The organism is Kitasatospora sp. NPDC114501, assembly GCF_055633695.1.
The window spans coordinates 273,954-300,289 of sequence record NZ_JBVKDS010000006.1 but is presented as its reverse complement, the minus strand read 5'-3'; the positions used below and the strand labels follow the sequence as shown (position 1 = coordinate 300,289).

Here is a 26,336-nt window from a genome sequence, read left to right as displayed (position 1 = left end):
CGCCCGCCCTCCCCATGGAGCCCCAGGTGACCCACCGACCCCTGCGCACCACCGCACGCCGCTGGCTGGCCACCGCCGCCGTGACCGCCGCCGCCGTCGGCGGCGCGACCGCGATCGCCTCCGCCGACACCACCCCGCCGCCCGCCGACAACTCCGCCGCCCCGCCGGCCGTCGAGGACTTCTCCTACCCCGGCGCCACCGCCATCACCAAGGTGAAGCTGCTGCGCGGCGACGGTCACATCCTGCTCGCCGACTGCAAGCAGACCACCCAGATCCAGATCGGCACCCTCGCCCCGGGCAACCCGGACAACCAGATCTGCTTCACCGTCGCCGGCACCACGGGAAACCTCTCCCTCCAGCTGCCCGACGTCTTCTACATCCAGACCAGCGGCGGCCGCTCCGTCCGCGCCGGCCTCACCACCGGCACCACCTCGCAGACCGTCGACGTCCCCACCAACGGCTTCAAGCCCGTCGGCATCGGCAGCACCGGCAACCCGGCCAGCCTCGTCGAACTGACCGTCACCGGCTGACCGTCTGCCCCCTGACGGTCAGCCGGCTGACCGCCATCCGCTGACCGTCACCGCCCCGCATCCGTCGCTCACGTTGGGAACACCACCTCATGCTTCGCAACTCCTCGTCCCGCAACCTGCGGGCGGGTGTGCTGGTCGCGGCCGCTGCCGCCGGCACGCTGAGCACGTTCGCTCCGGCGGGCGCCGTCCCCGGTGACGTCGCCGCCGCCGGCACCTACACCTCCACCGCCCGGATCGTCGTCGGTGACCACCTGCGCGGCTGCACCGGCGCGCTGGTGGACCGCTACTGGGTGCTCACCGCCGCCTCCTGCTTCGCCGACGACCCGGCGCAGCCGCAAGCGCCGGCCGCCGGTGCGCCGAAGTGGGGGACCACCGCCACCGTCGGCGACCGGTCGACGCAGATCGCCGAGCTGGTGCCGCGCCAGGACCGCGACCTGGTGCTGGCCCGCCTCGCCACGCCGGTGGACGGCGTCGCGCCGCTGCCGCTGGCCGCCACGGCCCCGACCGCCGGGCAGAGCCTGCGTGTTCCCGGTGCCGGCCGGACCAAGGACGAGTGGGCGCCGCTCCAGCTCCACTCCGGCGTGTTCAGCCTCGACACGGTGAACCCGACGGGCATCGGCATCACCGGTACGGGCGGCGCGGCGGTGTGCAAGGGCGACACCGGCGCCCCGGCGGTCCGGGAGGTCAACGGCAGGGCCGAGCTGGTGGCCGTCGCCTCCCGCTCCTGGCAGGGCGGTTGCCTGGGCACCCCGGCCACCGAGACCCGTACCGGAGCGTACGCCACCCGGGTCGACGACCTCGGCGACTGGGTGAAGGACCTGCGCTACCGCACGGCGGAGGTCCAGCGCGGCCTGCACGTGCAGATCGTCGATGTGGACAGCAGGCTGTGGGACACCTCCGCCGACTACACGGCCGGTACCGGCTGGCGCGGCACCTGGTCGCCGGTCAGCAGTGCCGGGCTGACCGCCGTGGACAGCGTCGCCATCGGCGACACCGTGCACGGCTACGCCATCGGCACCGACGGCAAGGTCTACACCCACGACGGCAGGGTCGGCGGCGGATGGACCCCGTGGGCTGAGGTCCCCGGCGGCGCCGGAGGTGCCAAGGGCATCACCGCCACCGTCCGCGGCAGCATCGTCGCGGTCCAGATCATCGGTTCCGACGGCTCGCTCTACAGCACCCATGCGGACTATGCCGCCGGTGAGTGGGCGAAGACCTGGGAGAAGGTCGGCACCAACAACCTGAAGGCCATCACCAGCGCCACCACCGCCGACGGCGTCATCCACGTCTACGCCATTAACGAGGACGGTCGCGTCTACACCCGTGACAACGGGACCGACGGCCAGTGGACGCCGGGGTGGGTCGAGGTTCCCGGCGGCGCGGTCGACGTCAAGGGCATCACCGCCGCCGCCCGCGGCAACACGGTCGACCTGCAGATCATCGGCTCCGACGGCTCCCTGTTCACCACCTACGGCCACTACGACCTCGGTCACTGGGACCAGCAGTGGCAGAAGGTCAGCGACAACCACCTGAAGGCGATCAGCAGCAGCACCGAGGGCAACGTCGTCCACCTCGTCGCCATCAACGAGGACGACAAGGTCTACCACCGCGACGCCGACTACAACGCCGGCCGGTGGACCCCGTGGGGCGAGGTCCCCGGCGGCGCCTTCGGCGTCAAGGCCGTCACCGCCGCCACCACCGGCTGACCCGAGCACGCGCCTCGTCCCGCCGGCCGCCCGCCACCCGGCCGCCGGCCCGGTGGGACGCCACCTTCTTGTCACCTCTCCAGGGGGGAATTCCCGATGTCCCGCAAGTCCCAGTCCCGCTACGGGCGGGCCGGCGTGCTGGTCGCCGCCGCTGCCGCGAGCACGCTGAGCACCTTCTCGCCGGCCCAGGCCGTGGTGGGCGACGCCGCTGCCGCCGGGTCCTACGCCTTCACCGCCCGCCTGGTGATCGGTGACCACCTGCGCGGCTGCACCGGCGCGCTGGTGGACCGCTACTGGGTGCTCACCGCCGCCTCCTGCTTCGCCGACGACCCGGCGCAGCCGCAGGCGCCGGCCGCCGGTGCGCCGAAGTGGGGGACCACCGCCACCGTCGGCGACCGGTCGACGCAGATCGCCGAGCTGGTGCCGCGCCAGGACCGCGACCTGGTGCTGGCCCGCCTCGCCACGCCGGTGGACGGCGTCGTGCCGCTGCCGCTGGCCGCCACGGCCCCGACCGCCGGGCAGAGCCTGCGTGTTCCCGGTGCCGGCCGGACCAAGGACGAGTGGGCGCCGCTCCAGCTCCACTCCGGCGTGTTCAGCCTCGACACGGTGAACCCGACGGGCATCGGCATCACCGGTACGGGCGGCGCGGCGGTGTGCAAGGGTGACACCGGCGCGCCGGCGGTCCGGGAGGTCAACGGCCGGGCCGAGCTGGTGGCCGTCGCCTCCCGCTCCTGGCAGGGCGGCTGCCTGGGCACCCCGGCCACCGAGACCCGTACCGGCGCGTACGCCACCCGGGTCGACGACCTCGGCGGCTGGGTGAAGCAGGTGAAGGCGTCCCGTCCCGGCAGCCGGCTGTTCGCGGTCGGCGGGGACAGCAGGATCTGGGCCAACGAGGGCTCGTACACCGCGGACGTGTGGGGCACCTTCGAGTCCGTGTCCGACAAGGACGGCATCCGGCAGGTCAGCGCCGTCACGATGGGCGACAAGGTCCGGCTGTTCGGGATCGGCGCCGACCAGCGCATCTGGACCGCCACCAAGGACACCGTCACCGGCACCTGGAGCCCCTTCGAGGCGGTGCCGGAGAACAGCGGCATCCAGCAGGTGACCGCCGTCGCCATGGGGGACAAGGTCCGGCTGTTCGCCATCGGCGGTGACGGGCGCATCTACACCGCGGAGGCCGACTACGCCGCCGGCACCTGGTCCGGGTTCGAGGCGCTGCCCAGCAGCGCCATCAAGCAGGTGACGGCGACCGTCGTCGGCAACACCGTGCGGCTGTTCGCGCTCGGCGGCGACGACCGGGTCTGGACCACCACCGGCGACTACACGGCCGGTACGTGGAGCACCTTCGAGGCCATCGAGAGCAGCGGCATCCGGCACATCGCCGCCACCACGATCGGCGGCACCGTGCGCGTGTTCGCCGTCGGTTCCGACCAGCGGATCTTCACCACCGACAGCACCGACAACGGCCCCTGGACCGCCTTCGACGCGGTGCCCGGCGGCAACGTCGCCAAGCAGCTGGCCACCACCACCATCGGTGACACCATCCGGCTGTTCGCGCTCGGCGGCGACGACCGGATCTGGACCGCCGACAAGAAGGCCGACGGCAGCTGGACCACCTTCACCCTGGTCGACAGCAGCGCCATCCGGGGCCTCGCCGCCACCGCCACCGGCTGACCCGGAACTCCCGTTCCCGCGGGGGCCGTCGTCGGCGCACGACCGTCGGCCCCCGCGGGCTCCCGCAGGCTCACCCGAAGGGGATTCCGCATGTCCCGCAAGTCCCAGTACCGCTCCCGGCGCGCGCGAGTGCTCGCGGCCGTCGCGGCCGCCGCCGGCACGCTGAGCACCTTCGCCCCGGCCGGCGCCGTCTCCGGTGACGCGGTGGCCGCCAACGCCTACCCCACCACCGCGCGGATCGTCATCGGCGACAACCTGCGCGCCTGCACCGGCGCGCTGATCGACCAGTACTGGGTGATCGGCGCCGCCTCCTGCTTCGCCGACGACCCGGCGCAGCCGCAGACCCTCGCGGCCGGTGCGCCGAAGTGGACCACCACCGCCACCGTCGGCGCCAAGTCGGCCCAGGTCGTCGAACTGGTGCCGCGTCAGGACCGCGACCTGGTGATGGCCCGCCTGGCCACGCCCGTGGAGGGCATCACGCCGCTGGCGGTCGCCACCACCGCGCCGACGGCCGGGCAGTCGCTGCGGGTGCCCGGCTACGGGCGCACCAGGACCGAGTGGATCCAGGACAAGGTGCACTCCGGCGTGTTCAGCCTCGACACGGTGAACCCGACCGGAGTCGGCATCACGGGGACGGGCGGTGCGGCGGTCTGCAAGGGCGACACCGGCGCGCCGGCGGTCCGGGAGGTCGACGGCCGGGCCGAGCTGGTGGCCGTCGCCTCCCGTTCCTGGCAGGGCGGTTGCCTGGGCACCCCGGCCACCGAGACCCGTACCGGCGCGTACGCCACCCGGGTCGACGACCTCGGCATGTGGATCACCAACGTCCGGAACTCCACCCCGTCGGGGACCGTGGTGAAGGCCTCGCCGTTCACGGTGGTCGACCCCGTCACCGGCCACCCGCTGACCTTCGTGCAGGACAGCGGGAACCACCTGTGGTCGGTGGATCCGAAGAACGAGGGCTGGCTCGACCTGGGCGGCTACGCCGCCACCCGACCCACCGCGATCGTCGACCCGGCCGACAACCACGTGGTGGTGTACGTCAACGGGCCGGACCACAGGCTCTGGTCCTACGACCGCACCGCCGGTCAGTGGACGGCGTTCGTGCCGACTCCGTCGGGGACGGTGCTGGCCCCCGACGCCGTACCGCGCACGGTCGTCGACCCGGCCACCAACCACCTGGTGACCTTCGTCCGCGACACCGCCCACCACCTGTGGTCGGTCGACCCGCAGGGCGAGGGCTGGTACGACTACGGCGGGCTGGCCGCCACCGACCCCGTCCCGATCGTCAACCCCAACGACGGCCACATCGTGGTCCACGTCAACGGGCCGGACAACCGGCTGAACTCCATCGACCGCAAGGGCGCGGGCCGGGTCGAGTTCGTCCCGCCGGCCCTGGCGCCCGACGCCGTCCCCTCGACCGTGGTCGACCCGGCCACCGGGCACTTCACCACGTTCGTCCGCGACGCCGCCAACCACCTGTGGTCCGTCGACCCGTGGGGCCCGGGCTGGCGCGACTGGGGCGTGACGGCCGCCACCGACCCGGTCGCGGTCGCCGACAAGGACGGCAGCCGGACCGTGGTGTACGTCAACGGCCCGAACAACCGGCTGCGGTCGCTGGACTTCTCCACCGGGACGTGGACCGGGTTCGACCCCACCCCGGCCGGCACCGTGCTGGCCGCGGACGCTGTCCCGCAGACCGTCCTCGACCCGGCCACCAGGCACCTGGTCACCTACGTACGGGACGTCAACGACACCCTGTGGTCGGTCGACCCGCTGGGCCCGGGCTGGGTCCGCTTCCACGGCGGCCCCTCCGCCCCCTGACCCGCCCCCGGCGCGGCCCGTGCGGCCCGCCCTGCCACCCGCAGGGCGGGCCGCACCGGTATGCGTGGAGCGGCCGGGCCCGGGTCGTCGTGCGAGCCGGCGGAACCGTCAGAGGCGTTCGGGCACCGGGTTGCCGACGGCCTCGATGGCCCGGCGGACCGGGACCTTCAGCAGGACGGCGAAGCCGACGACGAAGAAGACCAGCAGCGAGATGATCGCCGAGCGGTAGCTGCCGGTGAGCTGGTAGGCGAGGCCGAAGACGAGCGGGCCCATCCAGCTGGTGCCGCGGTCGCTGACCTTGTAGAAGCTGAAGTACTCGGCTTCCCGGCCGGGCGGGATGAGGTGGGAGAACAGGGAGCGGGAGAGCGCCTGGCTGCCGCCGAGGACCAGGCCGATCATGCAGGCCAGGGCGTAGAACCAGGCGGGCTGGTGGGCGGGCATGAAGTAGCCGAGGGCGACGGTGACGACCCAGCCGACCAGCGAGCCGAGGATGGTCCGCTTGGCGCCGTACCGGTGGGCTATCCGGCCGAGCAGCAGGGCGCCGCCGATCGCCACGACCTGGACCAGGAGCACGGCGGTGACCAACGAGGTCTGGTCCATGCCGAGTTCCTCGCTGCCGTAGAGCGAGGCCTGGGAGACGACGGTCTGGATGCCGTCGTTGTAGCAGAGGAAGGCGGCGAGGTAGAGCAGGGTGAGCGGGTGCTTGCGCATGCCGCGCAGGGTCCGGGCGAGTTCGCGCAGGCTGCCGCCGACGGGCTTGCCGTCCCCGGCCGGGGCCGGGTCCCCGGTGCGGCCGGGGGCGACGCCGGCCCGGGAGGGCAGCCGCAGCATCGGGACGACGGTGAACAGCGCCCACCACAGGCCGGCCGAGGCGAGGCAGATCCGGACGGCGGTGCCGGAGTCCAGGCCGAAGGCGTCGTGGCCCTGGAACAGCGCCAGGTTGGCGATCAGCAGCAGTCCGCCGCCCGCGTAGCCGTAGGCCCAGCCCGTGGAGGAGACCTTGTCGCGCTCGTCGGGCGAGGCCAGGGCGGGCAGGTAGGCGTAGGAGAGCGCGACCGAGGTCGCGTACGAGATGTTGGCGACCACCAGCAGCGCGCCGCCGAGCAGGTAGCGGTCGCCGTCGAGGAGGAACATCCCCATCGTGGCGAGCGAACCGACGTACGCGAAGCCGCACATCAGCTCCTTGTGCCGCCCGGTGCGGTCGGCGACGGTGCCGGTCAGCAGCATCACCCCGACCGAGAGCAGCACGGAGAAGGAGACCGTGTACGGGAAGAACGATCCGGCGCGGATCGACAGGCCGAGCGGGTGCACGTTGCCGGCCGCGTCGGCGGCCTCCTTGGCGACGGTGGTCAGGTACGGGCCGAGGAACACCGTCAGGACGGTGGCCGAGAAGGCGGCGTTCGCCCAGTCGTTGACGTACCAGCCGAACTGCATCCGGCGCAGGGACCGACCGTCGTCGGCTGAGGTGGCAGAGGCGGGGGTGGCGGCGGTGGCAGGGGCGGCGGCGGCCGCGGCCGTGGGGTCGGTCGGTGGGTCGTCCGGCAGGTGCGTCGCCGAGTTCGTGGTGCTCATGGGGTTCCCATCACCGTGCTGGAGCCCGTGCCGCCGTCCGTCCAGCAGCCGCGCTCGCCGAGGACGTCCCGCAGGACGTCGATGCGATCGGCCATGATGCCATCCACACCCAGGTCGAGGAGAGCCCTGATCCGTGTGGGATCGTCCACAGTCCAGACGTGCACCTGGAGCCCGAGCCGGTGGGCGGTGCGGACGAAGGCCCGGTCGACGACCCGGACGCCCCGGTGCCGCTCCGGCACCTGCGCGCACAGCCCGGTGAAGGGCGCTCCCGGGCGCCGGGACGACGGGCCGCGCGCGGCCGACGGCAGGAACGGTTCGGCCAGTGAGCGCAGCCGTAGCCGGGCCACCTCGCGCGGGCCCAGCGAGGTGGCCAGCCGGGGCCCGGCGGCGGCCCGGACGGCGGCCAGCCGGGTGTCGGAGAAGCCGCCGACGCAGACCCGGTCCCAGGAGCCGGTCCGGCGGATCGCCTCGACCAGCGGTGCGACGGCCGGCGCGGCCTTGACGTCGATGTTGAAGCGGGCCCCGGGGAACGCGCCGAGCAGGTCCTCCAGCAGCGGCACCGGCTCGGTCCCGCCGATCCGGGCCCGCCTGACGGCCTCCCAGGGCAGCTCCGCCACCGTCCCGGTGCGGTCGGTGACCCGGTCGAGGCGCGTGTCGTGGAAGGCCACCAGCACGCCGTCGGCGGTCGCGTGCACGTCCGTCTCCAGGTAGCGGTAGCCGAGCGCGACGGCGGCCTCGAAGGCGGCGAGCGAGTTCTCGGGGTGCCCGAGCTCGCCGCCCCGGTGTGCGAAGGCGAGCGGCCCGGGGTGGTCGAGGAAGGGGTGCATGTGCTGCTCCGAGCTGCGGGGAGGGGACCCGGCGGGCCCGCGAGGCCGGGATCCGTGGGCGTACCAGCGCGTTACAGTATTACGCACCCTGTCAAGCAGTAACGATCACCCGGCCCGCCCCTCACGTGCCCGCCCCTCACGCGCCCGCCGCCCAGCGGCCGTCGCTCAGCCGCCCGCCCCGGCGCGGACGTCCCGGCGCATGCCGAGGATCTCCGCGACGGCCTCCAGCCAGCGCGCGAGCAGCTGGTCCCCGTCGACGGTGGTGACGGTGGTGGCCGCCGAGCCCAGCCAGTCGCGGGCGAGCCGGGCCGGCTCCGCCCCGGGCAGCGGTTCGGCGAGGTCGGCGGCGTAGCGGGCGCCGCCGCTGCGCACCACCTCGGCGAGGAAGGTGAGCGACCGGGGCAGGACCCCCAGCCGGTCGGCGGCCAGGGCGGCCGCGATGGCGCCCTCGCCGAACAGCGCGGCCCGGTGCGGCCCCGCGAAGGCCAGGCCGTAGCGGAGCATGGCGGGCACGTCGAGCTGGAGCAGCTCCTCGTCGCTCTTGGGGCGGAAGCGGTCGTCGGGGCTCATCGGACCGTCACCGTGTAGGTGTTGCGCACGACCAGTTTCCTGTTCTCTTCGCCGGGGGTGGGCAGGTTGCAGTAACCGCGGAAGCAGTTGAGGAGGGTGACGGCGGTGGTCCCGCCGCCCTTGGCCTCGAAGGTGTAGAAGCGGGTGCCGCCGACGCCGTCCGAGGTCTTCGACGCCTTCGGGAGGTCGAGCTTCTCGTCGGCCAGGGCCGCGACCGCGGCGTCCGGTTTCGGGTCCGCGACGCTCCAGCGGTCGCCGGCCGAGGTGTTGTCCCGGACGGCGACCGTGAAGCGCTCGCCGACGGCGAGGGTCACCGAGCGCTCCTCCGGGCCGAGCAGCCGGCCGCGGTTCGAGCCGGCCGGTCCGCCCGACCCGCCCGGCCCCTCCTGTCCGCAGGCCGTCAGTCCGACCGTCAGCCCGGCGGCGAGTACGGCCGCCAGCGCCGCCGTACGCATCGGCCTCCTCGTGAACACCCTTGCCATCCCGGTCACTTCGGCATGTGGACGGCGTAGGCGGTGGGCAGCCGGTTGTCCGAGGCCCCGCCCATGCGGCCGTTGACGAAGTCGTCCTCGCTGACCCAGGTGGTGGTGCCCCACGGGTTGTAGATCTGCAGCATGTCGCCCTCCTGGCCGACGATCATCATGGCGTGGCCCGACCGCTTGCCGTCCTTGTCGTAGCCCTCCACCCCGACCGGCACCGGCTTGCCGTCGGCGACCGACTTCTCGATGTCCGGCAGCAGCTCGCGCCGGGAGTCGGCGTCCGGCATCTTCTTGTAGTCGAACTCGGCGCCGGTGTGCGGGCTGACCTCGTGCTCCAGCACCCGCTCCTTGCCGTCCGGCCCCATGCCGTCCCAGTTGTCGCCGCCGTCGCCCTCCCGGTGCACCCGGTGCTGCTCGGCGAGCAGCCGCTGCTGGAACGCCGCCGGGTCGTCCTCCTGGCCGGTCGGGCCGCCGGTCAGGTCCAGCGCGTAGAGCGGGTCGACCATCGCCCGGGCGGTGACGGTGGAGGAGGCGACGCAGGTGCCCTCGGTGTTCGCCTGCTGCCAGCGGGCGCCGTCGAAGGTCACCTCGTCCGTGTTCCGGTTGGAGCCGTCGTCGTTGGTCCCGCCGCTGGTGGTGTCGTCGTCCTCGGTGTGGACGGGCGTCAGGTGCGTCCGGAGCCACTCCGGGTCCTTGCCGTGGATCTTGCCCTGGAAGGTGCGGATCTCGTCCATGTTGTGACCGGCCGCCAGCGCCTTCATCAGATAGGCGCGCTCCTGCGGGGACTTGGAGTCGGCGAGCAGCTTCTCGAAGTCCGCCCGGTCCTTCTCGTTCATCTTGTCCAGGTACTCGCCGGACCGCTTCATGTCGTTGGCGGTCAGCAGCTCGTTCAGCTCGGTCGGACCGTCCGGACCGGAGGTCTCGGCGAGCACGATCTTGTCGGCGGCGGTGACCGCGTTGGTCTTCATCTTGCCCGCGCGGGCCTCGGAGGCCAGCTTGTTCAGGTCGCGGGCCGCGGCCCGGGCCGCCTCGTCGGCGTGTTTGGCGGCGGCCAGCATCGACTCGACGTACGGGGCGGCGGCCTGCTGCGCCTTCTTGCGCTCCGCCTCCTCGTCGTCGTACTCGACCATGTCGTCGAACCAGCCGTCCTCGCCGCCCAGCGAGCTCAGCACCTGCTGGAGCCCGGAACGCGCGGCGCCGTCCTGGCTCTGGGCGGTGCGCAGCGCGTCCGCGAGGTGGAGCAGGGCCAGCCCGCCGTTGTGCAGCGCGGTGGTCTGCTGGTCGACGGCGCGGGCGGCGGCGGCCACCACCTCGGCGGCCTTCGCGCCCGTCGAACCGGTCCAGACGTCCGGCAGCCCGGAGGTGGACACCGCCAGGACGTCCTGGTGGAGCTGGGTGGAGTCGGCGGCCGCGGTCTTGTAGCGGTTGCCGGTGGCCTCGATGGTGCCCACGTCCCCGACCGGGGCGTGCACCGCGAGGGCGCCCTTGATCGCGGAGATCAGGTCGTTCTTGCTGTCCGCCCCGCGGACGTCCTTCAGCCGTTCGCTCAGCGCCTTGCAGCGCTGGGTGGTGGATTCCCCTGCCATGGCGGCTCGTTCGCCCCCCTGCTTCCTTGCCCGTGGTGTGGTTCCTGCTGGTGCTGCTCGTTCTCACCGCTGCCCGGCGGCGGCCCAGTCGGCGGCCCGTCGGCCGCCCGGCCTCAGCCGAAGGGCCGGTACTCGCCGCTGCCCGCGGTCGCCAGGTCCTTCACCACGGTGCCGTCGGCCGACTGGTAGCCGGCCGAGGAGCTCCGCACCTTGCCCGCCAGCTCGCTCAGCGCGCTCTTGATCGTCGCGCTCTCCGCCTGCCAGGCGCTGCTGAAGTTCTGGTACGCCGGGTCGACGTCCTCGCCTCCGAACACGTCCGCGGTGTAGCACATCGGGTCGCTGATCGCCGACCCGATCCTGCCCTCGTCGCCGGCCGCCTTGTCCAGCGCCTTCGCCTGTCCCTCGGCCCCGCCGGCCTGGATCGCGTACCCCGACCCCTGCGCCATGGTTCACCTCTCGTGCGTCCCCCGAGCCGTCCGCGCGACGGCGTCCGAGCACCATACGGTCCCTCCGGTGCCCGGGCAATTCGTATCGCGCCTGGTCGGAGCGGTGTTGCCGATTCATGACACACCGTCCACCATCCGGTGACCACCGCCGCCGACGCCGCGTTCACGGCCCGCCCACGCCCCGTCCACGGCCCGTCCACTCCCCTCCACGGCCGGTGCCGCCGGCGCTGCGCCGGCCCGGCGACGGCACCGTCCTGTCAGCGCGGTGCCGGTGTCCTGTCAGCGGTGACAGCGCCCTGTCCACCACCTGCAAGTGGCCCGTCCCAGGCTGGGGTCGAAACGAGGCAGACAACCCATGGGAGGTCACCATGTCGAACAGCACCCACCCGCACTCCGGCCCGCGCACCACCTCGGTCCTGGTCTCCGGCGCCGGGATCGCCGGCACCGCGCTCGCCTACTGGCTCAACCGCTACGGCTTCCACGTCACCGTCGTGGAGCGGGCCCCCTCGCTGCGCGGCGGCGGGCAGGCGGTGGACATCCGCGGCACCGCCCTGACGGTGATCGAGCGGATGGGGCTGCTGGCGGAGGCCCGGGCCCGTCGGACCGGGCTGCTCGGGATGTCCGTGGTCGACGCGGACGGCCGCGAGGTGGGCCGCACCACCGAGTGGACGGCCAGCGGCGGGCCGATCGACGGCCCCGACGTGGAGATCCTGCGCGACGAACTCGCCGAGCTGATCGTCGGAGCGGAGAAGAGCGCGGAGGGCACCGGAACCGCCGGAACCGCGGGGCGCGCCGGGCCCGGCGTCGAGTACCGCTTCGACGACTCGATCGAGACCCTGGTGCAGCACCCGGAGGGCGTCGAGGTCCGGTTCCGCAGCGGCACCGAGCGGTCCTTCGACCTGGTCGTCGGCGCCGACGGCCTGCATTCGAACACCCGCCGCCTCGTGTTCGGCCCCGAGGCGGACTACCTGCACCCCATCGGCACCTACCTCGCCGGCTGGAGCGCGCCCAACCACCTCGGTCTCGACCGCTGGGAGGTCGCCCTCCGGGACAGCGCCGACCCGGACTGGTTCTGCATGGCGATGACCGTCCGCGACAACCGCGAACTGCGCGTCTTCGTCGGCTTCCACAGCGACGAGCCGCTCGACGACATGCTCCCGCGCGACCCCGCCCGGCAGCGCGCGCTGGTGGCCGAGCGCTCCGCCCACGCGCGCTGGGAACTGCCGCGCTTCCTCCAGGCGATGGAGGAGCCCGGGGCGGCCTTCCACTACGACGTCATCGCCCAGATCCGGATGGACCGCTGGTCCAAGAACCGCGTCGTCCTGCTCGGCGACGCCGGCTACTGCTGCTCCCCGGCCACCGGCCAGGGCACCAGCGTGGCCCTGACCGCCGCCTACGTCCTAGCGGGCGAACTGCACGCGGCCGACGGCGACCACCGCGCGGCCTACCCCGCCTACGAGCGGCGGCTGCGCGACCACGTGGCCGCCAACCAGGCGATCCTCGAGGTGACCGGGGACCGGAAGGCCCGGTCCCAGATGGTCACGGACCTCGGACAGGCCGACCCGAGGCTGGAGGCGCTCTCCCAGGCGGCCCTCGCCTTCGACCTGCCGGACTACTGACCGGTCGGGCCGACGGGCCGTGCCCGGTCGTCGGGTACGGCCCGTCCCGCGCCCCTACCGGCCGACGGTCGGGGAGAGCTCCGCGGCGAGCTGGCGCAGCTCGGGGCCGTACTCGGGGTTGGCGAGCGCGGCGGCGAACTGGGCGCGCAGGTAGGCGGCGGGGTTGCCGGTGTCGTACCAGGTGCCGTCGATGACCTGCCCGTAGACCGCGCGCCGGGCGGCGTAGGCGTTGATGGCGTCGGTCAGGTACACCTCGTCCTCGGGCTTCTCGTGCCACCGGAGGGTCAGCTCGCGCAGCTCGTCGACGATGCCGGGGGTGATGACGTAGCCGCCGATCGCCGCGTAGGAGGAGGGCGCGTCGACCGGCTTCGGCTTCTCGACCAGGCCGGTGATCCGCAGCGAGCCGCCGCCGAGGTCCTCCTTCACCACCGGCACGCCGTAGCGGTAGGAGTCCTCGGGCGCCATCGGCATCAGCGCGAGCACCGGCGCGTTGGTCTGCTCGTACGCCCGGATCAGCTGCTGCGCGCGGGGGACCTCGGCCACGAAGACGTCGTCGGGCCAGAGCACCAGGCAGGGCTCGTCGCCGAAGTGGCGGGCGGCGTTGAGCACCGGGGTGCCGTTGCCGTACGGGCCGTGCTGGTAGAGGTAGCTGATGTGGCCCTTGCGGGACAGCTCGCCGACCTCCTCGACCGCCGCCGCGAACGCCGCCTTGCCGTCCTGGCGCAACTGCTCGACCAGGACGGGGTTGGGGCGGAAGTGCTCCTGGATCAGGCCCTTGTCGCCGTTCACGACGATGGTGATGTCGGTGATGCCGCTCTCGATCAGCTCACGCACGGTGTGCTCGATCACCGGCTTGTCACCGACGGGCAGCATCTCCTTCGGGGTCGCCTTGGTCAGCGGCAGGAGGCGGGAGCCGAGCCCGGCGGCGGGGATGACGGCTCGGCGGATCGTCCTGGGGGCCATGTGACGCTCTCTCGTTTCATCGGTGCTGCTGCGCCGTGGTGACGCGGCGTTACGGTGCCGACGCTATCAAGGCCCGACCTGTCGTTAAGTGGACGGTCGGCGTACGGAAGTTGGCCCCCCGGAAGCCGTCCGGCGGTGCCGTGGGCACGGAGGAGAGTGGCGACCGGCCGGGCCCTTTTTGCTCCCGGGTCGTTGCCCACGGTGGCAGACCACCCGAGGACGACCACCGGAGGTTCCCCATGACGAACGAGCCCGAAGCGAAGGGCGAGCTCGAAGCGACGGACGGGCCCGAAGCGACGGACCGGCCCGAGCTGCCGCCGTACCGCAGCTACACCTGGGAGGGCGAGGAGGGGGCCGTCCACATCGCCCTCTACCCCGGCGAGGAGGAGGCCGACGAGGAGCGCAAGGCCGCGTTCCGGGCGAGGGGCGCCCGGATGCTGGCCGACCTGATCACCGACCGGGAGGCGGAGCACACCCCGCCGTATCCCGGCCTGCCGAACCTCCGCCTGATCCGCGGCGGGGGCTCCGCCTGAACTCGCCGCCGCGCCAGCGGACTTGCGCGCCCACCACCCCCGCGTACGCGCCCCCACGTGCACGCGGGGAGTGGTGGGCGCCGGATTCGGGCCGGCCGCCGTGAGCCGCCGGCTCAGCCCTTGCTGCCCGCCTTCAGCACCTGGGCCGCGGCCACGCCCGCCGCGCTGAAGCCGTGCCCGCCGCCCTCGACCTCGGCGGCGACGGCGAGGTCGCCGCGGTAGGCGATGAACCAGCTGTTGTCGTTCTGTCCGCCGGCCTCGACGGTGCCGGTCTTGGCGCCGATCTGGCCGGACAGGCCGGCCATCGGGGTGCGGGCGGTGCCCTGGGTGGCGGTCCTGGCCATCATGGCGCGCAGGTCCCGGGCGACGTCGGTCGGGAGCCTGCCGGGCGCCGTCGCGCGCTTGGCGTCCTCGCGCAGCACGGGCTGGCGGAACGTTCCGCTCTGCACGGTGGCGGCGACCGAGGCCATCAGCAGCGAGTTGACCTGGATCTGCCCCTGGCCGATGTACTGGGCCGCGGCCTCGTCCTTGTTGCCGGGCGCCGGGACGGTGCCGTCCCGGCTAGGAATGCCGATGTGCCACTCCAGGCCGAGGCCGAACTGCTCGCGGGCCACCTTGCCGAGGGTGCCGGGCTGGAGCTTCTCCAGGCCCTTGTCAATGAAGCCGGTGTTGCAGGAGTGGGAGAAGTCGTCGGCGAGCGTGTAGGCCGGGAAGTCGCCGCGCTCGTCGTTGTGCCAGGCACGCGGGGAGTAGGTGGTGTCCTTGCAGGGCACCACGGTGTCCGGGGTCACCCCGGCCTCCAGCAGGGCGGCCGAGGTGATCACCTTCATCGTCGAGCCGGGTGCCTGGCCGCCGGCGACCGCGCGGTTGAAGCCCCCCTGCGGGGCGCTCGCGATCGCCAGGATGTTGCCGGTGCTCGGCTGGACGGCCACCAGTGAGGCCGGATTGCCGTTCGCCGACTGCTGCTTGACCGCGTCCTCGGCGACCTGCTGGAGGTCGGCGTCCAGGGTGAGCCGGACCTCCGGGGCACTCGACGGCGTCAGCACGAACAGCTGCTCCGGCTCGCCGCCGGTTCCGCCGGCGTTCGAGAGCACCACGGCCCGACCGGTGGCGACGGCGGCGCCGTCCGGCGGCGCGATCTGGGGGAGGACGGCGCGCAGCGACGGGAAGGTGTCCAGTGGCCGGCCCTTGCGGTCGGTGGGCTTGGACACCGGGTGGGGCAGCGCCTTCACCCCGATGGTCATGCCCGTGGTGAGCCTGGGGTGGATTACGGACGGCCGCCAGCGCACCACGGGCCGCCCGTCCCGGGACCGGACGAAGCTCAGCACGCCGTCGTACTCCCAGGCGCCCGGGGTGCCCTCGAACTCGGCCTTCACCCGGAAGCCGAGGGCCGGTTCGCTCGGGCTGTCGGTCTGCGCGCGGCCCGTCCCGGTCAGGGCGAGCGAACGGGCGCCCACCTGCTCCTGGAACGAGGTCAGCGCGGCCCGGGCGCTCTCCGGCCGGTCCGTCAGTCCGGCGGCGGCCGTGAGGTCGCCGCGGCTCCAGGCCGCCAGGAACTCCCTGGCCGCCGACTCGGCCTGTTCGGCGGTCGGCGGGACCTGCGGGGTCTGCGCCGGGGCGCCGGAGCCCTGGCCGCCGCCGGAGGCCCCGTTGTCCGTCACGGCGTTCAGCACGTTGTAGGCGCCGTAGCCGCCGACCGCCAGCAGGGCGGTGAAGACCCCGCCGGCCGCCACCAGCGCGACCCGGCGCCTGGTCGAGCCGCGCGGGGCCTCGCCGCCCTCGTCCTCGTCGTAGGCGTCACGGACGTCGTACGGGCCGTCGTCGTCGGCGAGCTCGTCGTACCCCTGGTAGGTGCCGTGGCCGTCCGGCCCGTGGAACCCGTCGTCGTGCCAGTGATCCTCGCCGTACCGGTCGTTCCCCTCGTGCCGTTCGTTCTTCGGCTCCCCGGACATGCTTCCGCCCCCCGCGATCCTTCGTGTGCTGCGGGCGCGCCCCCTCCGGCATGTCGGCCCGCAGGCCCGATGACCGGACGAAGGTCCGTTCGGGCGCGGATCAGCCTATGCCGAGACAACGGACCGGCATACAGCGGGACGGCCCGCCCGGCCCCAGGCCGGGCGGGCGCCGGGGCCGGTCAGGCCCAGGGGTCGGTGAAGGAGCGGCCCGGGACGGGCTTGGCGACCAGGGCGATGGCGGTGAAGAAGTTGACCTGGCCGATGGCGAGCATCAGCGTGGTCAGCGCCTTGTCGTCGTAGTACCCGGCGACCTCGGCGTACAGCGCGTCCGACACCCGCTCACCGTGCGGGTTGGGCTGGAGGACGGCCTCGACCAGGGCGAGCGCGGCGCGCTCGGGGGCGGTGAACCAGGGCGAGTCCTGCCAGCCGGCCACCGAGGCGATCCGCTCCTCCGACTCGCCCGCCTTGCGCAGGAACCCGGTGTGCAGGACGGTCAGGTAGGTGCTGCCGGCGATCTGGCCGGCCCGCAGCTGGATCAGGCTGATGGTGCTGCGGGGGACCGAGTGGTTGCCGGTGGCCTTGAACAGGGCGGCCGAGACCTCGGCGATCTCGGGGACGAGCTCCACCGGGTCCTGGGCCAGGCGCGGGCGCAGCGGGATCTCGGCGGTGATCGGGCGGGCGTTCATCGTGGCGTTCCTCTTCTCGCGGGTGAACAGTGCGGTCACCGGTCCGACGGATCGCGGCGCCGATGTGTGACAGCCGGGGCCCGTTTTCGTAGAACACGGTTCGATGCCGTCCGACGCCGCCCGACGCCGCCCCCGGGGAACCCCCTCAGGCCAGCACCGCCGGCGTCGGCCCGTCCGGCCGCACGGTGATGCTGTACGCCGCCCCCGCGGGCCGCGACCGGAACTCCAACGGCCCCATCGACAGAAGGAGTTCCAGCAGCGCCGTGGTCTCGCGCAGCGCGAACCGGGTGCCCAGGCAGGCGCGGGCGCCGAGGCCGAACGGGAAGTAGGCGCCGTGCTGCCCGGGGCGGTCCGCGCCGGGGGCGAAGCGGGCGGGGTCGAAGCGTTCCGGGTCGGGCCACAGCGCCGGGTCGCGGTGGGTGAGGTACGGGCAGACCAGCACATCCGTCCCGGCGGCGATGCGGTGCCCGGCGACGACGTCGTCCTCGACGGCGTGCCGGGGGAGCAGCCAGGCGGAGGGGTAGAGCCGCAGCGTCTCGCTCACCAGGGCCTGCGGGTCGGCCGTCCGGGCCTCGGGGTAGCGGTCCAGCAGCAGGAACAGCCAGGTGAGCGTGGTGGCGGTGGTCTCGTGGCCGGCGACGAGCAGGGTGACCAGTTCGTCGCGGATCAGCCGGTCGGTGTACTCGGGGTACTGCTCGCCCGCCTCGATCAGCGTCCGCAGCACGCCGGGCTCCTCGGTCGGGCCGGCCGTGCGCGCCGCGTCGATCGCCGCGTGGGCCACCGCGTCGATCCGGGCGAGGTCCCCGGCGACGGCGTCCCGGGCGTCCGCCGCGTTGGTCGGCAGCGTCGGCATCGCGGCCACCACCCGTTCCACCGCGCGGAGTTCGCGGTCCGTACGGTCGTCCAGCGGCAGCCCGGTGAGCGCCCGCCAGACGGTGTCCAGGGCGAAGCCGCGCATCTCCTCGCCGACGTCGAAGGTCTCCCCGGTGCGCCGGTACCCCTCCCAGCGGTCGGCGGTCCGGCGGGCCGCCGCCGCGATCCGCTGCTCGTAGCGGCGCATCCCGGTGCCGGTGAACTGCGACTGCAGCAGCCGTCGTTGACGCTTCCAGGCGTCTCCGGCGGCGGACAGCACGCCGTCCCCGACGAGCATCCGGGCGCGGTGCGAGCGCTTGACGTACCGGTCCGGGTGGCGGCCCAGGACGTGCTGCACCGCGGCCGGGTCGGTGACCAGGACGGTCGGCGTCGGGCCGAGCCGGAAGGCGGCGACGCCGCCGACGCCGCGCTGCGCGCGGGCCAGCAGGTCGACGAGCTCGGCCTCCTCGGCCCGCCACCGCTCGACGATCTCGGCGGCCAGCTCCGGTACCGGGCGGGTGTCCGTGCTCACAGGTCGGGTCCTTCCGGTTCTGCTGACGGTTCGTCCGTTCCGGTCAGACTCTAGGACCTGACCGTCCCGGGCTGGTCCGTACGGGTGGCGGTCGGGCCGGGGCGGCGCGGTGGCCCCGCCCCGGCCGTACGCGCACGGATAGCCTGCGGCGGGGGCGACCGGCCCCCTGTTCGCTGCGCGGATGGGAGAACGCATGCCCGGGACCCGGCACTTCGGAGGCGGCAGGACCAGCCGCGCGGCCCGGTGGCTGGCGGCCGCCCTGCTCGTCCCGGCCCTGGGGGCCTGCGGCGGCGGCGACTCCGGCTCGACCGGCGCCAACCAGGCCGGGCAGAACGGCCGGAACAGCGGTTCGGGCCAACCGGACGACCAGCGGACCAAGGACGAGGCGAACCAGGGCGGGTTCCGCAACGCCGGCCAGCCCTCGGCGAGCGTCCAGGGCACCGACAACACCGCCCTGATCAGCCTCTCCTTCCCGTCGAGGACCAGCTTCGAGGCCGTCATCAGCAAGGTCGCCGACTGCGACAGCACGGCGTACGCCACCCCGGCCGCGCAGACGGTCCAGGTGACCGACGGCAAGACCGAGCCGGCCGAGTTCACCCTCCCGCAGTGGAAGCCGAAGACGAAGGCCCGGACCATCTGCCTCACGGTGTCGGCCGACGACTCCACCAAGCGGATCCAGGGCGATGGATCGGTGCAGATCATCACCCCGGACGAAGGGTCCACCACCGACGACGGCGGCACCCCGGACGACGGCGGGACCCCCACCGACGACGGCGGGAGCCCGGACGACGGCGGGACCCCCACCGGCGACGGGAGCACCCCCTGAGCCCTGCCGAGGAGGACCCCCCGGGCGAGCCCCGGCAGCCGGAGGCACGCTCCTGGACCGACTGGATCACCAAGCTCGCCTCCTGGGTCGCCCCGACCACCCTCCTCACCGCGCTGCTCTTCTTCTTCGGCTACGCCTACACCAGCTCGCTCTACGCCTACTTCGGCATCGACGCGGGCACGATCGGCTTCGCCACCCAGGACCTGCTGCTCCGCAGTTCGCCCGCGCTCTACGTCCCCGCCGGGGTCGCCCTGTGCGGGGCGCTGGTCGGCGCGCTGGCCTACCACCTCGCGACCAGGGTGGCCGGGGCCGGCGGGGGCGGCGCCCGGACGGTTCGGCGGGTATGCCTGGCCGTGACCGTGCTGGTCGTGCCGCTGCTGCTGCTCGGCTTCCTGGCCGGCTTCGAGGTGTTCGACGCCGGTGCGACGGGCACCCCGCTGCTGATCGGCGGCGCGCTGCTGCTCGGGGTCCTGGCCCGGATGATGTACGTGCGCGGCACCGGCGCGCCGTACCCGCTGCCCGGGGAGCGCGCGGCGCTGGGCATCAGCGTCGCGATCATCGTGCTCTGTTCGTACTGGGCGGTCGGCGGCTACGCCCAGCAGAAGGGCACGGCCGACGCCGAGCAGCTCGCCCACCACCTCTACCGGCGTCCGGCGGTCGTCCTGGACACCTCGGAGCGCCTCCACCTGGGCTGGCCCGGGGTCCGGGAGACGGCGCTGTCCGACGTGGAGCAGGGCGCGCGGTTCCGCTACCGCTACGAGGGCCTGCGGCTGCTCGCCCACGCCGGGGGGCGGATGTTCCTGGTCCCGCGCGACTGGACCTGGGAGACGGGCAACGGGCTGATCGTCCCGTTCGACGCCACCGTCCGGGTCGCCTTCCACCCAGGCTGAGTCCCCGTACGGCCCCGCATATCCGGCCCCGCACACGGCTGCGCCGCGGTCCGTCCCCCTCGACGGACCGCGGCGCAGCGGCTTCACACGGCGTCAGAGCGCCTCGGTCACACCTGCTGCCAGAGCGCGGGGACGATCGGCGGCTCCCAGCCGACCTGGGCGGTGTGGCCCTGGAGGCAGCGGTAGCTGACTCCGTTGTAGGTCACCACGTCACCGGCCTGGTAGGTGGTGCCGGCGGCCCAGGTGCCACCGGGGTTCGGCGTGTCGCTGCCCACCACCAGCGAGAAGCTGGTGCTGTGGGTGGCCGAGCCGGTCCCGGTCAGGGTGATGTTGTACGTGCCGGCGGCGGTCGAGGCGGAGGTGGCGACGGTGAGCGTCGCCGAGCCGCCGGACTGCACCGAGGACGGGTTGAAGGAGACCGTCACCCCGGCCGGGGCGCCCGAGGCGGTCAGGTTGACCGTCTGGGCCGAACCGGAGGTGGTCGAGGTGGCGACCGTCGCGGTGGTGGTCTCACCGGGCTTGACGGTGGCGGTGGCCGGGTTCACCGAGACGGAGAAGTCGTTGGTGGGCGTGGTGCCGCCGACCGAGGTCTTCCAGATGGTGTACGCCACGCCGTCGGCGCTGCGGTTCAGCACCGTCGCGTCGATGTTGGCGGTGGTGTCGCAGGAGGAGTGGTAGCAGGAGTCGTAGGAACGTCCCGCCGTGCCGCCCCACTTGGCCGCCTGCGCCGAGGTCTTGGTGTCGCTGGCGCCGGCCGCGTAGCCCGAGGTCGGGATGCCGGCCTGCTGGAAGGAGTAGTCGTCGGAGCGGCCCTGGCCCTCGACGTTCTCCTCCGGCTTGAGGTTCAGCGAGTCCCAGTAGGCCTTCATCGGCGCGGAGGCCGCGGAGTTGATGTTGTTGATGAAGTAGCCGGCGTTGGTCGAGCCGACCATGTCGAAGTTGTAGTACGCCTTGATCGCGGAGCGCTGGGCGGAGCTCAGCTGGCCGACGTAGGACTGCGAGCCCTGGAGGCCCTGCTCCTCACCGGTCCACCAGGCGAACCGGACGTGCCGGGTCAGGCTGGGGTTCTGCTGGGCGAGCGCGAGCGCGTTCTCCAGCAGGGTGGCAGAGCCGGAGCCGTTGTCGTTGATGCCGGGGCCGGCCGAGACGCTGTCCAGGTGGGCGCCGAACATGGTGACCTGGTCGGACGGGCCGCCGGGCCAGTCGGCGATCAGGTTGTTGGACTGGTAGGTGCAGGAGGTGCAGGTCTGTTCGGTGACGTTGTAACCGGCCGCCTGGAGCTTGCCCTTGATGTACGCCACCGACTGGCTGTGCCCGGCACTGCCCGCCCGGCGGTGGCCGCCGTTCTGGCTGGCGATGCTGTTCAGCTGGGACAGGTGGGCCTGGACCTTGGCGACGTCGATGTCGGGCGCGGGCCCGCCGGGGTTGCCCCCGCCACCGACCGTCAGGCCGTACTGGGCGGTGTGGCTGGTCGAGCCGGCGGTGCCGGTGACGGTGATCTGGTAGGTCCCGGCCACGGCCGCCGCGGAGGCCGCGAGCGTCAGCGTCGAGGAGGAACCCGCCTGCACCGACGAGGGGTTGAAGGTCGCGGTGACGCCGGAGGGCAGGCCGGAGGCGGTGAGGCTGACGGTCTGGGCGGTGCCGGAGGCGACGGCGGTGGCGACCGTCGCGGTGGTGGAGGCGCCGGGCTGGACCGAGCCGGAGGCCGGGTTGAGCGAGAGCGAGAAGTCGTTGTTCCCGGACGGCGTGCAGGTGGGGTCGCCGCTCTGGGCGGGGACGCTGACGGCGTCCCAGGCGGCCTTGGTGCGGGTGAAGAAGGTGCAGGTGGGGTCGAGGTTCTTGGCGGCGGTCAGGGTGGCGGTGCGGTAGCGCTTGTAGGTCATGCCGCTGGTCTTGAGGAGCATGCCGCCGTAGAAGACGCGGCCGGCGTCCTTGATGCCGATGCCGGTGACGGAGGAGTTGTTGCAGGTGGGGCTGGTGGGCTTGCCGCCGCCGGGGTTGGAGCCCTCGGCGAGGAGGTAGAACCAGTGGTTCAGCGGGCCGGCCGCCGCGTGCTCCTCGGTCTGCGGGATCGACGCCGAGTAGCAGTTGGGGTTGTTGCTCACCAGCGAGGGGTTGTACATGTTGCGGATCGGGCCGCTGCCGACCAGGTTGATCATCTCGCCGACGGTGTAGTCCGGGGCGTCGTAGGGGGTGCTCTGGTTGGCGTAGGACTCGGTGAGGGCGCCCATGATGTCGCCGGTGGCCTCGCCCAGGCCGGACTCGTTGTTGGCGCCGCCGGGGGTGTACTGGTCCAGGCCGTGGCCGAACTCGTGGCCCACCACGTCGATGGACGCGATCCACTTGTTGGCCTGGCTGTGGCCGATGGAGACCGTGCTGCCGTCCCAGTAGGCGTTGACGTCGTTGAGCCCGACCTTGACCGGCCAGCTGCCGCCGTTGCCGTTGTGCCCGTTGCGACCGAGCCAGTCGCGGAGCATGTCCCATTCCTTCTGGGCCGCGAACATCGCGTCGCCGCAGCCGGTCTCCTTGCTGGAGGCGCTGCCGGTGCCCCACGTGTCGCTGGACTTGGAGAAGACCTGGCCGGTGCCGTAGTCGGAGCAGGACAGGCCCGGTCGGTTGGGGTCGCGCAGCGAGTACGAGCCCCCCGAGTTGGTGGTGCTGATGCTCGGGGACGGACCGTTCCACTCGCTGTTGACGGTGCCGGCGCGGACGTCGTCGTAGCTGTCGATCACCTCGCCGGTGGCGGCGTCGACGAAGACGTGCAGCCGGCTGGGGGTGGCGCCGCGGTGCCCGGTGAGGACGCTCTCCCAGGCCAGTCGGGAGCCCTGGCCGTCCTTGACCCGGACGACCAGGCGGGGGGCATCGGCGGAGTCCACCGTCGGGAGCGCGGTGCGGGCGGTCCTCGCGGCCTGGTCGGCGGATATCCGGGGGGTGGTGGAGCCGCCGACGGGGCCGGGGGCGGCGGACTGCAGGCCGCGGACCCTGCCCTGGGCGTCGGCGAGGACGACCGCGTCGCCGCCGACCACGGGCAGGCCGTGGTAGCTGCGCTCGTAGGCGACGGAGTAGAGGCCGGCGACCCAAGGGGTGACGGACTTGCGTTCGTAGGTCTCGTCGGGGCCCTTGGCCAGGGCGTCCAGGCCGGCCGCGGCGGCGGCGTCGGCCGCGTTCACGGCCGCGGCCAGCGCGCTCGGCGGGGCCGGGGAGGGGGCGGGCGCGGCGGTGGCCGGCCCCGCGGTGGCGGCGATCATGCCGGCCAGCACGGTCAGGGTGGTCGCCGTGGTCAGCAACCTGCCCGCGGAAATCCTGCGTTGCATCGAGGCTCCTCGCATGTGGGGGTCCTCGACCGCGGACGGTAGGGCTGGTGGCACACCGCAGGGCCGCATGGGGAGGACGGCCGTGCGGACCGTCCGCGCTCGGGTGCCCCGAACCCTCACACGGCGTCATGCCCGGGTCAATGCCTGGTGCGCGGCGGGAAAGGGGTTGGCAAATTCCGTCAAGCTGGGGTTTTCTTCAAGTGGTTGAGACCACGTCATGTACGGGGCGGGTGGCGATCGAGTACCGTCCTCGTCATCGGAGTCATCGGAGTCGTCGGAATCACAGGAATCGGCGGCAGGCCCTGCGACCGGCCGCCGGGGGCGACGCGCCCGGGGAGGCAGCCGTGCAGCGGAACCGTGTGGCCCCTGCGGCGGCGGTGCCGGCACCGCCGACCGGCCGCGGGCAGGACGCCTGGCGGGAGTTCGGCGCCCGGCTGCGGCACTGGCGGCGCCGGGCCGGCCTCACCCAGGCCCAGCTCGGCGCCGGGATCGGCTACGACCACACCGCGGTCAGCAGGATCGAGCACGGCGCCCGCCGGGTCACCCCCCGGATCGCCGACCGGATCGACGACCTCCTCGGCGCCGGTGGCGAGTTGAGTGCCGCCTGCCAGCGCGCCGAGAGCGCCGAACTCCACGTCCTGGACGCCCTCCCGCCCGCGCTGCTCCGGCCCCCGCTGCCCGGCGGGGCGCCGACCGGCGCGCCCGTCCCGCTCCCGGCCCCCGCTCCGCCGCGGCTGCCCGACTACGGCCTGCTCTGCCCGTTGCACGGCGCCGCGGGCTGTACCGTCCCGGAGCGCGGGGAACTCGCGGCCCTGCACGCCGAGTTCTGCGCCCCCGAGGCGCTCGCCGACCCGGCCGCCGCGCCCCCGCTGGACGCCGTCACCGCGCACGCCCTGACCGGGCTGCTCGCCGCCCACCTGCGCTCCGGCGAGACCGGCGACCGGCCGGGCCTGGCCGCCGCCGTCGAGCGCACCCTGCGCGCCGTGCTCGCCCGGCTCGCCGCCGCCCCCGCCGCGCAGCGCGGCCCGCTGGTCCGGCTGGCCGCCGAGCACGCCCACGCGGCCGGCGCGCTGCGGATGCAGGACGGCCGCAACGCCACCGCGATGGCCTGCTACGACCGGGCCCTCACCTGGGCCGGGCTGGCCGCCGACCAGGCCACCCAGGTCGGCACGCTCAGCGACATGAGCATCCTGGCCCGGCTGGACGGGGACCCGGTCGCCGCCCTCGGCTACGCCCGCGAGATCGAACGGGTCGCCCCGGACCGGCACTGGGCCGGCGCGATGGGCCGGATCAGCCGGGCCCGGGCGTACGCGCTCACCGGCGACGTACGGGCCACCGTCCGGCAGATCGGCCTGGCCCGGGCGCACCTCGACCACATCGGGGCGGAGGACGAGGTCGACGTGCCGTGGCTCTCCATCGCCTCGATGCGGATGCGGGTCGAGTCCGCGGCGGCCGCCGCCCTGCGCGACCTCGCCGCGGCCACCGACGACCCGCGGCTGGCCCGCCGGGCGCTGAACGCCACCGAGACCGCCCTCGGCCTGCTGGGCCCGGACCAGCTGCCGTCGAGCCGCCTGCTCTTCACCGTCCGGGCGGCCGACTGCCACGTCTGCGCGCACGACCCCACGACGGCCGTCGAACTGCTCGGCCCCGCCCTGGCGGCGACCGGCGCGACCGCGCTGCCCGCGCTGGTCGAGTACGAGCTGCGCGGTCTGCGCGACCGTCTCGCGGCGCATGCGCCCCGTGCCGCACACCGACTGGTGGAGTCGGTCCGGTCCTGATCCGGTACCGATCCGGTGGTGGTGCCGGAGCCGCGGCGACGAGCCGTCCGGTTGGCCGGATCGGTAGCGGCGCAGGGCGGCGCGGAAGGGGCGCACACCGGCGCCCGTGGGCCTGAACGGCCGAGTCCGCACACCGCCGATTCCCGCTCCAACTTGAAAATGCGCCCCCTTCACGCCGTCCAGACGTCAACTTCGTGCGCGTATAGTCCGCCGATCGGGTCATTCATGGAGTTAACACGTCGAATGACTGTCACGACGCGTGTCTGCCGCTAGAGTCTCTGACGTTTCCAGTCGTTAGTCCGCGAAGAACGGGGGGCGCGTGCTGTCAGCCATTGCCCGCCGGCTCGCCCATCCGCTGCTGCTCCTGGGTGTGCTGTGCACGGCCGTCGCGACCCTGCGCTTCCACTGGGCGCCGGACCGGGTCTCCCCGCTCTTCCTGGTCGCCGTCATCGGATATCTGGCGGTCCTGGAGCGGGCGATCCCGTACCGGACCGAATGGCATCCGAGCCGACGTGAACTCGGCTGGTACAGCGTCTACTTCGTGCTGAGCATGGTCGGCGGCGCACTGGCCCAGGGGCTGGTCGCGACGCTGGTGGAGGTGCTCGGCCCGGCCCACCCGGCGCTGCCGTTCGCGGTGGAGATCCCACTCGCGCTGCTGGTCGGTTCGCTCGGCGACTACCTCGTGCACCGCTGGTCCCACCGCAACCGGTGGCTCTGGCGGCTGCACGGGGTGCACCACGTCCCGGACAAGGTGAACGTCGCGAACAACGGCGTGAATCATTTCCTGGACGTCCTCGTCGCGCAGTCCGTGGTCCAACTGTCACTGGCGCTGATCGGATTCTCGCCGGATTCGGTGTTCGTGGTCGGAATATTCGTGCTTGCTCAGGGGTATTTCGTCCACGCCAACATCGACGTCCGAATCGGACTGCTCGGCCACGTCCTGGCCGGCCCGGAACTCCACCGCCTGCACCACAGCACCGACCTCACCGAAGCGGGCCACTACGCCTCGGATCTCTCGCTCTGGGACCACGTGTTCGGGAGCTTCACCTGGCGGCCCGGCAGAGTGCCGAAGGCCGTCGGACTCACCGACCCGGCCGCGTTCCCCGCCACCGGGGAACTCGGCGCCACTCTGCTGCACCCCTGGCGCCGGGCGAAGACCACCGAGCAGTCCGTCTGAACC

Annotated in this window: 20 protein-coding genes; 9 read left to right on the top strand and 11 right to left on the bottom strand. The window is 73.4% G+C overall.

Annotated elements, in window-relative coordinates:
• The first annotated feature begins 26 nt into the window (after positions 1-26).
• From ACZ7RU_RS14050 to ACZ7RU_RS14035, 4 genes are all read left to right on the top strand, one after another.
• Complete coding sequence (locus ACZ7RU_RS14050) at positions 27-530, top strand: hypothetical protein (RefSeq protein ID WP_470341165.1); 504 nt, start codon at positions 27-29, stop codon at positions 528-530.
• Positions 531-619: 89 nt separating this feature from the next.
• A complete protein-coding gene (locus ACZ7RU_RS14045) occupies positions 620-2,236 on the top strand; it encodes a trypsin-like serine protease (RefSeq protein ID WP_470341164.1) in 1,617 nt (538 codons plus the stop codon).
• Positions 2,237-2,332: 96 nt separating this feature from the next.
• Positions 2,333-3,910 carry a trypsin-like serine protease gene (locus tag ACZ7RU_RS14040; protein ID WP_470341163.1) on the top strand — a complete coding sequence of 526 codons (1,578 nt, stop codon included), beginning with the start codon at positions 2,333-2,335 and terminating at the stop codon, positions 3,908-3,910.
• Between the two features lie 90 nt (positions 3,911-4,000).
• Positions 4,001-5,731 (top strand): trypsin-like serine protease, encoded by a 1,731-nt coding sequence (locus ACZ7RU_RS14035; protein WP_470341162.1) that lies wholly within the window; start codon positions 4,001-4,003, stop codon positions 5,729-5,731.
• A gap of 108 nt (positions 5,732-5,839) precedes the next feature.
• On the opposite strand, the gene ACZ7RU_RS14030 is transcribed toward ACZ7RU_RS14035, so the two are convergent.
• The 6 genes from ACZ7RU_RS14030 to ACZ7RU_RS14005 form a co-directional block, all read right to left on the bottom strand.
• Positions 5,840-7,165, bottom strand: coding sequence for an MFS transporter (locus tag ACZ7RU_RS14030; protein WP_470341244.1), 1,326 nt, complete (start codon positions 7,163-7,165; stop codon positions 5,840-5,842).
• A gap of 134 nt (positions 7,166-7,299) precedes the next feature.
• Entirely contained in the window at positions 7,300-8,130 is an 831-nt protein-coding gene (locus ACZ7RU_RS14025; protein WP_470341161.1) for a glycerophosphodiester phosphodiesterase, read from the bottom strand.
• A 165-nt stretch (positions 8,131-8,295) separates the two neighbouring features.
• The gene (locus tag ACZ7RU_RS14020) at positions 8,296-8,700 is read right to left on the bottom strand and encodes a hypothetical protein (RefSeq protein WP_470341160.1); all 405 of its coding nucleotides are present in this window, start codon (positions 8,698-8,700) and stop codon (positions 8,296-8,298) included.
• Entirely contained in the window at positions 8,697-9,155 is a 459-nt protein-coding gene (locus tag ACZ7RU_RS14015) for a protease inhibitor I42 family protein (protein ID WP_470341159.1), read from the bottom strand. The genes ACZ7RU_RS14020 and ACZ7RU_RS14015 overlap by 4 nt, the downstream gene beginning before the upstream one ends.
• 32 nt (positions 9,156-9,187) lie before the next feature.
• Positions 9,188-10,765 carry a peptidoglycan-binding protein gene (locus ACZ7RU_RS14010; protein ID WP_470341158.1) on the bottom strand — a complete coding sequence of 526 codons (1,578 nt, stop codon included), beginning with the start codon at positions 10,763-10,765 and terminating at the stop codon, positions 9,188-9,190.
• Positions 10,766-10,878: 113 nt separating this feature from the next.
• Complete coding sequence (locus tag ACZ7RU_RS14005) at positions 10,879-11,211, bottom strand: hypothetical protein (protein ID WP_470341157.1); 333 nt, start codon at positions 11,209-11,211, stop codon at positions 10,879-10,881.
• A 368-nt stretch (positions 11,212-11,579) separates the two neighbouring features.
• Between ACZ7RU_RS14005 and ACZ7RU_RS14000 the strand changes: the two genes are divergently transcribed.
• Positions 11,580-12,830, top strand: a complete 1,251-nt coding sequence (locus ACZ7RU_RS14000) for an FAD-dependent monooxygenase (RefSeq protein WP_470341156.1) — start codon at positions 11,580-11,582, stop codon at positions 12,828-12,830.
• Between the two features lie 54 nt (positions 12,831-12,884).
• On the opposite strand, the gene ACZ7RU_RS13995 is transcribed toward ACZ7RU_RS14000, so the two are convergent.
• A complete protein-coding gene (locus tag ACZ7RU_RS13995; protein ID WP_470341155.1) occupies positions 12,885-13,793 on the bottom strand; it encodes a UTP--glucose-1-phosphate uridylyltransferase in 909 nt (302 codons plus the stop codon).
• 239 nt (positions 13,794-14,032) lie between these two features.
• Here ACZ7RU_RS13995 and ACZ7RU_RS13990 point away from each other — a divergent pair, with 239 nt between their 5' ends.
• Positions 14,033-14,326, top strand: coding sequence for a hypothetical protein (locus ACZ7RU_RS13990; RefSeq protein ID WP_470341154.1), 294 nt, complete (start codon positions 14,033-14,035; stop codon positions 14,324-14,326).
• Between the two features lie 113 nt (positions 14,327-14,439).
• Here the strand turns inward: ACZ7RU_RS13990 and ACZ7RU_RS13985 are convergent, their stop codons facing one another.
• The 3 genes from ACZ7RU_RS13985 to ACZ7RU_RS13975 all read right to left on the bottom strand — a co-directional run bounded on the left by ACZ7RU_RS13985 (position 14,440) and on the right by ACZ7RU_RS13975 (position 18,348).
• The gene (locus ACZ7RU_RS13985) at positions 14,440-16,278 is read right to left on the bottom strand and encodes a penicillin-binding transpeptidase domain-containing protein (protein ID WP_470341153.1); all 1,839 of its coding nucleotides are present in this window, start codon (positions 16,276-16,278) and stop codon (positions 14,440-14,442) included.
• A gap of 179 nt (positions 16,279-16,457) precedes the next feature.
• On the bottom strand, positions 16,458-16,964 hold the full coding sequence (locus tag ACZ7RU_RS13980) for a carboxymuconolactone decarboxylase family protein (protein ID WP_470341243.1): 507 nt from the start codon (positions 16,962-16,964) through the stop codon (positions 16,458-16,460).
• Between the two features lie 145 nt (positions 16,965-17,109).
• Positions 17,110-18,348 carry a cytochrome P450 gene (locus tag ACZ7RU_RS13975; RefSeq protein WP_470341152.1) on the bottom strand — a complete coding sequence of 413 codons (1,239 nt, stop codon included), beginning with the start codon at positions 18,346-18,348 and terminating at the stop codon, positions 17,110-17,112.
• Between the two features lie 606 nt (positions 18,349-18,954).
• Between ACZ7RU_RS13975 and ACZ7RU_RS13970 the strand changes: the two genes are divergently transcribed.
• Entirely contained in the window at positions 18,955-20,064 is a 1,110-nt protein-coding gene (locus ACZ7RU_RS13970; RefSeq protein WP_470341151.1) for a hypothetical protein, read from the top strand.
• 107 nt (positions 20,065-20,171) lie between these two features.
• Here ACZ7RU_RS13970 and ACZ7RU_RS13965 read toward each other — a convergent pair whose 3' ends face one another.
• Positions 20,172-23,378 (bottom strand): M28 family peptidase, encoded by a 3,207-nt coding sequence (locus ACZ7RU_RS13965; protein ID WP_470341150.1) that lies wholly within the window; start codon positions 23,376-23,378, stop codon positions 20,172-20,174.
• A 344-nt stretch (positions 23,379-23,722) separates the two neighbouring features.
• Between ACZ7RU_RS13965 and ACZ7RU_RS13960 the strand changes: the two genes are divergently transcribed.
• Both ACZ7RU_RS13960 and ACZ7RU_RS13955 read left to right on the top strand, forming a co-directional pair.
• Positions 23,723-25,156, top strand: coding sequence for a helix-turn-helix domain-containing protein (locus tag ACZ7RU_RS13960; RefSeq protein WP_470341149.1), 1,434 nt, complete (start codon positions 23,723-23,725; stop codon positions 25,154-25,156).
• A gap of 319 nt (positions 25,157-25,475) precedes the next feature.
• Positions 25,476-26,333, top strand: a complete 858-nt coding sequence (locus ACZ7RU_RS13955; protein ID WP_470341148.1) for a sterol desaturase family protein — start codon at positions 25,476-25,478, stop codon at positions 26,331-26,333.
• Positions 26,334-26,336 lie beyond the last annotated feature (3 nt).

Bases quoted from the DNA above. Each gene is read 5' to 3' on its own strand.
- ACZ7RU_RS13985 (WP_470341153.1), bottom strand. From the start codon at position 16,278: ATGTCCGGGGAGCCGAAGAACGAACGGCACGAGGGGAACGACCGGTAC.
- ACZ7RU_RS14000 (WP_470341156.1), top strand. From the start codon at position 11,580: ATGTCGAACAGCACCCACCCGCACTCCGGCCCGCGCACCACCTCGGTC.
- ACZ7RU_RS14005 (WP_470341157.1), bottom strand. From the start codon at position 11,211: ATGGCGCAGGGGTCGGGGTACGCGATCCAGGCCGGCGGGGCCGAGGGA.
- ACZ7RU_RS14020 (WP_470341160.1), bottom strand. From the start codon at position 8,700: ATGAGCCCCGACGACCGCTTCCGCCCCAAGAGCGACGAGGAGCTGCTC.
- ACZ7RU_RS13965 (WP_470341150.1), bottom strand. From the start codon at position 23,378: ATGCAACGCAGGATTTCCGCGGGCAGGTTGCTGACCACGGCGACCACC.
- ACZ7RU_RS14015 (WP_470341159.1), bottom strand. From the start codon at position 9,155: ATGCGTACGGCGGCGCTGGCGGCCGTACTCGCCGCCGGGCTGACGGTC.
- ACZ7RU_RS14035 (WP_470341162.1), top strand. From the start codon at position 4,001: ATGTCCCGCAAGTCCCAGTACCGCTCCCGGCGCGCGCGAGTGCTCGCG.
- ACZ7RU_RS14010 (WP_470341158.1), bottom strand. From the start codon at position 10,765: ATGGCAGGGGAATCCACCACCCAGCGCTGCAAGGCGCTGAGCGAACGG.
- ACZ7RU_RS13995 (WP_470341155.1), bottom strand. From the start codon at position 13,793: ATGGCCCCCAGGACGATCCGCCGAGCCGTCATCCCCGCCGCCGGGCTC.
- ACZ7RU_RS14030 (WP_470341244.1), bottom strand. From the start codon at position 7,165: ATGCAGTTCGGCTGGTACGTCAACGACTGGGCGAACGCCGCCTTCTCG.
- ACZ7RU_RS14025 (WP_470341161.1), bottom strand. From the start codon at position 8,130: ATGCACCCCTTCCTCGACCACCCCGGGCCGCTCGCCTTCGCACACCGG.
- ACZ7RU_RS13990 (WP_470341154.1), top strand. From the start codon at position 14,033: ATGACGAACGAGCCCGAAGCGAAGGGCGAGCTCGAAGCGACGGACGGG.
- ACZ7RU_RS14045 (WP_470341164.1), top strand. From the start codon at position 620: ATGCTTCGCAACTCCTCGTCCCGCAACCTGCGGGCGGGTGTGCTGGTC.
- ACZ7RU_RS14040 (WP_470341163.1), top strand. From the start codon at position 2,333: ATGTCCCGCAAGTCCCAGTCCCGCTACGGGCGGGCCGGCGTGCTGGTC.
- ACZ7RU_RS13980 (WP_470341243.1), bottom strand. From the start codon at position 16,964: ATGAACGCCCGCCCGATCACCGCCGAGATCCCGCTGCGCCCGCGCCTG.